11 protein-coding genes are annotated in these 6853 nt (G+C 51.9%); 3 read left to right on the top strand and 8 right to left on the bottom strand.

From position 1 onward, the window contains the following. Window positions 1-177 precede the first annotated feature (177 nt). The 3 genes from PHC90_13885 to PHC90_13875 form a co-directional block, all read right to left on the bottom strand. Window positions 178-750, bottom strand: a complete 573-nt coding sequence (locus PHC90_13885; protein MDD3847434.1) for a hypothetical protein — start codon at window positions 748-750, stop codon at window positions 178-180. 1 nt (window position 751) lies between these two features. After that, window positions 752-1402 (bottom strand): hypothetical protein, encoded by a 651-nt coding sequence (locus tag PHC90_13880; GenBank protein ID MDD3847433.1) that lies wholly within the window; start codon window positions 1400-1402, stop codon window positions 752-754. Between the two features lie 239 nt (window positions 1403-1641). Further along, the gene (locus PHC90_13875) at window positions 1642-1938 is read right to left on the bottom strand and encodes a helix-turn-helix transcriptional regulator (protein ID MDD3847432.1); all 297 of its coding nucleotides are present in this window, start codon (window positions 1936-1938) and stop codon (window positions 1642-1644) included. 250 nt (window positions 1939-2188) lie between these two features. Between PHC90_13875 and PHC90_13870 the strand changes: the two genes are divergently transcribed. Continuing rightward, window positions 2189-2767: a helix-turn-helix transcriptional regulator gene (locus tag PHC90_13870; protein ID MDD3847431.1), complete on the top strand. Its 579-nt coding sequence runs from the start codon at window positions 2189-2191 to the stop codon at window positions 2765-2767. Between the two features lie 187 nt (window positions 2768-2954). Here PHC90_13870 and PHC90_13865 read toward each other — a convergent pair whose 3' ends face one another. Continuing rightward, window positions 2955-3215, bottom strand: coding sequence for a type II toxin-antitoxin system HicA family toxin (locus PHC90_13865; GenBank protein MDD3847430.1), 261 nt, complete (start codon window positions 3213-3215; stop codon window positions 2955-2957). 100 nt (window positions 3216-3315) lie between these two features. Between PHC90_13865 and PHC90_13860 the strand changes: the two genes are divergently transcribed. Next, window positions 3316-3549, top strand: coding sequence for a hypothetical protein (locus PHC90_13860; protein MDD3847429.1), 234 nt, complete (start codon window positions 3316-3318; stop codon window positions 3547-3549). A 238-nt stretch (window positions 3550-3787) separates the two neighbouring features. On the opposite strand, the gene nadS is transcribed toward PHC90_13860, so the two are convergent. Both nadS and PHC90_13850 read right to left on the bottom strand, forming a co-directional pair. Further along, on the bottom strand, window positions 3788-4081 hold the full coding sequence (nadS, locus tag PHC90_13855) for a NadS family protein (GenBank protein MDD3847428.1): 294 nt from the start codon (window positions 4079-4081) through the stop codon (window positions 3788-3790). Then, on the bottom strand, window positions 4078-4395 hold the full coding sequence (locus PHC90_13850; protein MDD3847427.1) for a type II toxin-antitoxin system RelE/ParE family toxin: 318 nt from the start codon (window positions 4393-4395) through the stop codon (window positions 4078-4080). Before PHC90_13850 ends, nadS begins: the two co-directional genes overlap by 4 nt. A gap of 161 nt (window positions 4396-4556) precedes the next feature. Between PHC90_13850 and PHC90_13845 the strand changes: the two genes are divergently transcribed. After that, on the top strand, window positions 4557-5171 hold the full coding sequence (locus PHC90_13845; protein MDD3847426.1) for an ImmA/IrrE family metallo-endopeptidase: 615 nt from the start codon (window positions 4557-4559) through the stop codon (window positions 5169-5171). Between the two features lie 28 nt (window positions 5172-5199). Here PHC90_13845 and PHC90_13840 read toward each other — a convergent pair whose 3' ends face one another. Together PHC90_13840 and PHC90_13835 are read right to left on the bottom strand one after the other, a co-directional pair. Further along, window positions 5200-5730: a hypothetical protein gene (locus tag PHC90_13840; GenBank protein ID MDD3847425.1), complete on the bottom strand. Its 531-nt coding sequence runs from the start codon at window positions 5728-5730 to the stop codon at window positions 5200-5202. Further along, on the bottom strand, window positions 5705-6853 hold a 1149-nt coding region (locus tag PHC90_13835; GenBank protein ID MDD3847424.1), incomplete at its 5' end, for an XRE family transcriptional regulator. The genes PHC90_13835 and PHC90_13840, both read right to left, overlap by 26 nt.

Here is a 6853-nt window from a genome sequence, read left to right as displayed (position 1 = left end):
GAGAGTTGTTCATGCGCTTCCGCATTCCTCCTGACAGGAATCCCTTTGAGTTCAAGCGAACGTTTTACGTGATTAAATAGGGCATAATAAGCGCGACTTACCGCAGTCCTTCGTTCTTCTTCGTGCGGAGATTCGCAGAATTTACGAGCTACATTGAGAAAATCTTTGCCTTCCATGTTAACCCTTAGTTAACTGAACAGTGGATACCAGCAGAGAAAGAAAATCTTGGCCAATTGCCTGACGCACACATTGATTGAAATTGTCTTCGTCAGCCAACACACCATCTATATCGTCGTTTTTGATATTGATCACGAAACGCATCTTGACAGAGTCCAAGATCTCATTGTCTCTGCTTAGCATTACTTTAACGTTTCCCAGATGCTTAAACGATGTGAGGAGACATTGGTAGTATTCCTGGACGGCGCCGAAGAGGCTATTCTCTACGCAGAAATCTATCGCATCATTATCAATATTATCGGGGAAAAACGCTATGGCGACACGCCTGGGCTTCGTTGATGGAGGTTGAAAGCTTCTCGTAAGGTTGCCAAACGCAGGTTCCTCCATTTTTTTCCATTCCTCTGCGACAACCCGGAATTTTGTATTGTCATAGGTTGCGGACGTTGACGGCATTCCAAGCACAGAAACCTCGGTCGAAAGTTCTTCCTCGCCTATGTTCAGACTCCTGCTCCAGAGATTATAGATAGGTATTCTCTTTTTGTCCGATAGTTCGGTTGCTATGCTTTCGGTCACTTCAAACCCCGGCAAATATATTGTCGCTAAATTCCACATATTGCTTAAATGCATTTTCCCAGTCCAGAACGAATGCCGCAATAGCATCTGTGTCGTTGGGAGGTACGGCAAGGTGATGGTTATAACGCAGCACAACGATGGGCTCAGAATCTTCCTCAGTCTTCTTGTATTCCCCGGGGTTGATATTAATAGTGCGCTTCACAGTCCCAGAGCTATATACAAAATTCAATCCGATATCGATAGCCTCATTTTGGGAATTCGTCCAAGGACCCTCTTTAACAAATCGTTTTCTTATAAACGCCCGGACAGCCTCATGGTCCGAAAACCTCCGATGTCCCGCAAAATTAATGCCTGCCGCCGTATATTTGACATAAGGCAGTGTTCTTATATAGTTCACAGCAATCTGCGGTATTGGTGATTCATGCGGCAACCGCTCCAAAAGTTCATCAACGAATTGTATTTTCTCGAACTCAGCGATAACCGAAATGCCTTCCTCATAAATCACCTGAGCTATAGGAGGCGTGCAAATGAAGTTCTTTATCTTATATTCGCCGGGTACGATCCCAGTATTTCTGAGAAAATCAGGATTCAATATGGTTGGATTATGTGTCTGGGCTAAGACCACAACCGAAAAGTGGCTTAATTCAATCATCGGTTGTATCCCTCATCTCTGCATTTTTTCACTTAGAGAGATACTACTCAATCAGGTAGACAAGTGTCAAGGAAATTGCAACTGCAGTTTCCCCGGTTTTTCCCTCCCATAATTCATAATCCCTTGCAATACCTTAGAGGGCATTTGCCAGGTTGACCGGTACCTATAATGTATTTGAGTGCCAAAGAAAGATACAAATGGATGGCCGAGGTCATCATCGGGAAACAGCTGAAGACTAATTACACGGTGTCTGCCCGCCTGGGTGTTTTGAAAGAGATCGAGAGCTCTTTGCCAAGCCCCTTGGCTACTTTCTTCAGGAACTGAAGAGAAGGGTTTGCGTTTCCTTTCTCCAGCCGGCTGATGTTTCCCTGTTTCGTGCCGATCTTCTTCGCGAGATCCTCCTGGGTCAGGTTCTGCTCGATGCGGGCCTTGATAAGCTGACTGATGATCTGGTACACGGGCTCAAGTTTCTTAACCTCCTTCGCGAAATCCGGGTCCTTCAGTAAATCCTTTTTTACTTGAGCCCAGGTCTTCATGGGCACCTCCTTTTCGAGTAGAACGATCTCCAGGCCTCCTTCGCGCCATGCTTCGCAGGAAGGGACTCGATAAACTCTTGCACGGGAACGCTGTCGTTCTCAGTCTCGGTGAAAAGGAATATCATATACGATATAAGCGTGCAAGAGGAAACGCCGGACCGTCCTTGTTGACCATGATCAGGAACTATCCCACCTGTCCCGTTCGTGCTATTTGGTATATATGAAGTGATCATTTTTCAGGAGGACGATAATGGACCTTAACGCCATCGCACAGAATGTCAGGCGTATCCGCTTGGCCAGGGGAATGAGTCAGAAGGATCTCGCAGGCGCCTCGGGGATCTCGCTCCCTGCCATCAAGAACATGGAAAGGGCAAAGACGGAATCCCGCACGAACACCCTGGTCCTCATAGCCAGGGCCCTGGGCGTGACGCTCCGGGAGCTTCTCTTTCCCGCCCGTCACCTCCATGCAGTCCGTTTCCGTTACGACGGGAAGATGCGCAGCCGCGAGAATATCCTGGCAAGCATGTCCGCATGGCTCGAAGACTATGAATACCTCGAGAAGGTCCTGAAAAGCCGGAAGCGCTTCGCAATGGAAAGCGTAATTCACAGCACTCTTCTCGCCGCGGCAATGTGCCGGAAGAAGCTCGGCGCCAAAGCCGGCCAGCCCATTCATAAGAATCCTTTTCCAGGAACCGCAAGGTTACACTTTGCCGGTGAGCTCGTGGAGATTCTGGTTCAACCAGGCATTGATGCTGAGACCTGCCTTTTTCGCGGACATGTGGATCTTCCGGTGAATGTCCGGGGAGATCCGCACGAGGAATCTCCCTGAAAAGGGCTTGTCGGGCTCCTCGCTCCTCTCTTTGCACATATTCAGATAATCGTCCACGGAGTCGTGGAAAGCCTTTTCAATCTCTTTTACGCTTTCCCCTTCGAACGTGACAACGTCCCGAATACCGATGACCTGTCCAAAAAATATCATGTCGTCGTCATCGAACTCAACTCTTGCTGAGTACCCTTTATATGTCATCATGTCTCACTCCTGCTTCGTTCAAAAACTCTCGCAGCGCTCTCACCGCTCCTCTCCTCGTTTCCTTTTCCGGGTGAGGCCTATGGAACACCGCCCGCACGCCATTCAGCACGATACGGACCCGCGAGCCGTCCCCTTCGTTCAACTCAGCGCCGAGGGCTATGAGCAGCGCTTCGATATCCTGCCAGGCAATATTCGCGAGGACGGGGTTTTTGAATATCGCCTCGTAGGTCTTTTTATGCCTGCCCATTCATAATAGTATCATAATACGGTATCACCGTCAAGGTCGGTAAGCTGTCCCACAGGGTACACCCGACCAGGCCCGTCTCCTCCTGGAACACGGTGCGGAGGTGGATGCGAAGAGCGGAAACGGCAACACCCCGCTCGACGTGGCGATGCAGGACCATCCCTGGACCCCCTCGTATGCAGCGATTGTCAACCTGTTCCGTCAGCACGCCCCGGAGACCGCGCTCACAAGCGTCATCAAGCTCCCGGCGGGACATCCGTGGCGGGAGACCATGCTCGACTGGTACCGGGAGCACCACCCGGAGATGGTGATGGAGGCGTTCTGCACGGCAAGGTGAGCAGGACAGGAAAAATTGTGGAGCTGAAGAAAAAAAGGCCTCGTAGGATTGCGCTCACAGCGTTTTTCTCAGGGTGCGAGGGGAAATGCCCGGGGCATGCTCGGAAAAGTCCTCAGGCTGAATTCGACCCGCCTGCGGATTGGCTGTGGGAGCGCCGGGGCGGGCGGTCGTTTACTGCAGATTAACTGCAAGGTGAACTGCAGAGGGCGTTGCACAGGGAGGGGAAAGGAGGACCTGTTCAAGTCCTGCCGGTGAGCTCAAGCAGGATTTCAGGATGTTTTGCAGCAACCATCAAGAGGACTCTTGCCGGCCCTTCCGGCTGCCGGCGACCCTGTTCCCAGTTACGAAGCGTGGCCACGCTTATGCCCATCAAAGAGGCGAACCTGTCTTGCGACAGACCGTAATGTTTGCGGAGCTTTTTCACTTCTGTATCAGGAAAATGGAAGACACGCGAGGGCTCCATCGTGCCCTTCATAATGGCGGCGCCCTGCTTAACACTTTCGAGGAGCTCGTCGAATAGTTTCTTTTTCATGTGGCTTCTCCTTTGACGGCCTTACTTAGTTGCTGCAGCTGGTCCTGCGTGAGGTCCTCGGCTTCATTCTTCGCATAGACAAACAAGAGCAAGATCGAATCTTTTTCCAGGAACCAGTAATATATGATCCTGACTCCGCCGCTTTTCCCGTGGCCTTTTGCCGCCCAGCGAAGCTTCCTGAGACCTCCAGACTTTTTGATGATCTTGCCGGCATCCGGTTTGTTGATCAAGTGCAATTGCAGGAGCCGGTATTCTTCCTCCGAAAGGAGTTCAAGGACTCTTCTTGTGAATACCGTGGTCTCGATTATGTCCATCACTATTATTATACGCCATTGGCGTACCGTGCGCAAGGGGAAAATACACCGGGGCGTTCGTTCCCTGTCCCACAGGGTACACCCGACCAGGCCATCGCTTCCGGAGCGGGAACGATGGCCAGTCCATTCATAACATATGCGGCCTGCTGGAGAACGCCGGCATCAGGATCTATCCGTTCGAAACGGCGTCCGGCAGTCTCCATGGCTTTTCTGTCGCGGAGGAGGATGGCGGACCGGCAATCGCGGTGAATATCTGGGAGAGGATCACCGTCGAGGACCGGATCTTCACCGTTGCCCGTGAGCTGGGGCATCTTGTGCTCCACCCGGACGCATATGACGTCAGCCAGACCGCGGAGGACAAGGAGGAAGACCGCGAGGCCAGCGTCTTCGCCAGCCACTTTCTCATGCCCGACAAAGCGTTCCTCAGGGAATGGGAATATGCCGCGGGGCTCCCTTCAGTCGAAAGGCTTATCAGGGTTAAGAGGATCTTCCGTGTCAGCTGCAGGACCGTGCTCGACCGTATCACAGAGATAGGCGCAGGTATGGAAACGCAGGCCAGGAACGACTTCCTGCAGTCGTATCAGCGGCTCTTCGGGCACGCCTCTCTGTTCAGGGAAGAACCGGACCGGCTGAAGGGATCGGACTTCGGGGCGGCCAGGTATGCCGGCATGATCAGGCGGGCTATCGAGAAGGGAGACATCTCTGTCGGCCGCGGGGCGGAAATGATGAGGATCAGCCATGAAGATATGCGCGAGCTTATGGGGGAGTGGGGATGAGCCGGAGCTTCAGATCTTTTTCAAAGCCTCAGTACGGCGCCGGTTTGGTGAAGAACAAACGATCGAGTCTGTTTCTCTTCCCAATATCAAGGTTGCTCCTGAAATATGCTTCTTTGTGACGGTCCTCGAAACTCGACTGTGTCAGACCCGAGGTTTTGAGCAGTTTTTCGACTGAGATACCTCTTTCGGAGAGATCGAGAAAAGGCAGGGCCCGTATGGTAGCGGCATCGCAACTACAGAAAACAAGATCGTCCCGGCGGACCAGAACCGCCATGGATTCAAGTTCTCCTCCATGGATGACGCTACGCTGGTGCTCTGGGATATGGTCAAGCACTTCTGCCAGTTCCTCGGGCTCAGCCGATACCTCACTGACAATCCCTGTGTCAACATATTCCCTCCGAAATGGAATTGGCACTTGCACGCCGTCTCTTATATAGTACTTGACTTCATCAATGACCGTCGACGCCGCGTTTATCTCATGGAGTGTGGCGAGTTTGTCGAATACTTTAAGTCTGATCAGGTCTATGATTACATCAGCATCGAGGAGCCATAATTTCAATGGACGTACCTTCCGTTTCCATGAGCCCCTCACCCTCTATGAACAGGTCTATCTCGCTTCGATCGATGCCGACGATCTCCGCAAACTTGCCCCGGGAGAGAAGCCCTTTTCTCAGACATTTCACGGCGAGGCTATGGAACCGGTCAGAAACAGGTCTGTCGCCCCAATCGTCAATCCTTTTCTTCTTATCCAGCCTGGCCAGTGATTCATCGCCGGCCAGCTTCCTGACCGTTTCCCATTCGATACACCCGATGGCGGACAGGCGGTACAGAAGGGCCACCGTAGAAACCCCGAAGTCCCTGGCGATATCGACTACATCCGCGTAGGTCAGGGTTTCCTGATTTTCCATGACCTTGTCTATTGCCTTTCTTACTTCCGCCTCGGGGAGAAGGAGCGCAGAGGCAAATCGTTCCGCCTTTCTTTCTATCTCTGCAAGATAATCTCCGTTCAATTCTTCCGCAGGAATGATCTTCCAGGTAATGAGGTGGAATAACTCATGCGCAAGATCGTAGTTGCGGCGCCAGGGCGCTTCATCGGAATTGATGACGATCACGGGGCCGAAATCGGGATGAACGGTAGAAGCAGCTGAACTGATGCTGGCGAGGGGTTGATAGATGAACTTCACCCCGTATGTCTGTTCCAGTATATTCTTGAGGGTCAAGGCCGGTCTGCTGCCGAGTTCAAGCAGCCTCCAGGTATTGCCGGCAAGAGAATCGATCTTTCCGGGAGTGCTGATGTCGTTGATCCTGATGTCGAAGAATTGCTGCTCACCGGCGCTTTCGTATCCCAGCAATCGCTCAAGGGAACGATACTGCTCACAGCGATACGTAATGGCCGATTCAAGCTCTTTCCTGGCATCGCCCTCAGGGGCTTTTCTCCAGAGCAAGACCATTGTCTTCTCCTGAAAAGCCTCATTGAGAAGACTATCCAGGGAGCAAAAATATACCCTGGCAAACAGGTTGAGTTCCGAAGCTTTGACTTTCCTCTCGCCTTTCTCGATATTGCTCAGCGTCTGATAACTTGTATATCCGAGCCTCTTGGCTGCCTCGACGACCGAAAGGCCAACCCTTTCCCGGGCTGTTTTCAGGCGGTTAGCCAATGTCTGCTGATCCATGTAACCCTC

Source organism: Syntrophorhabdaceae bacterium (genome assembly GCA_028698615.1).
GTDB lineage: Bacteria > Desulfobacterota > Syntrophorhabdia > Syntrophorhabdales > Syntrophorhabdaceae > Delta-02.
Note: the sequence above shows the minus strand (reverse complement) of the source record. Positions and strands in the feature narration are given on the sequence as shown.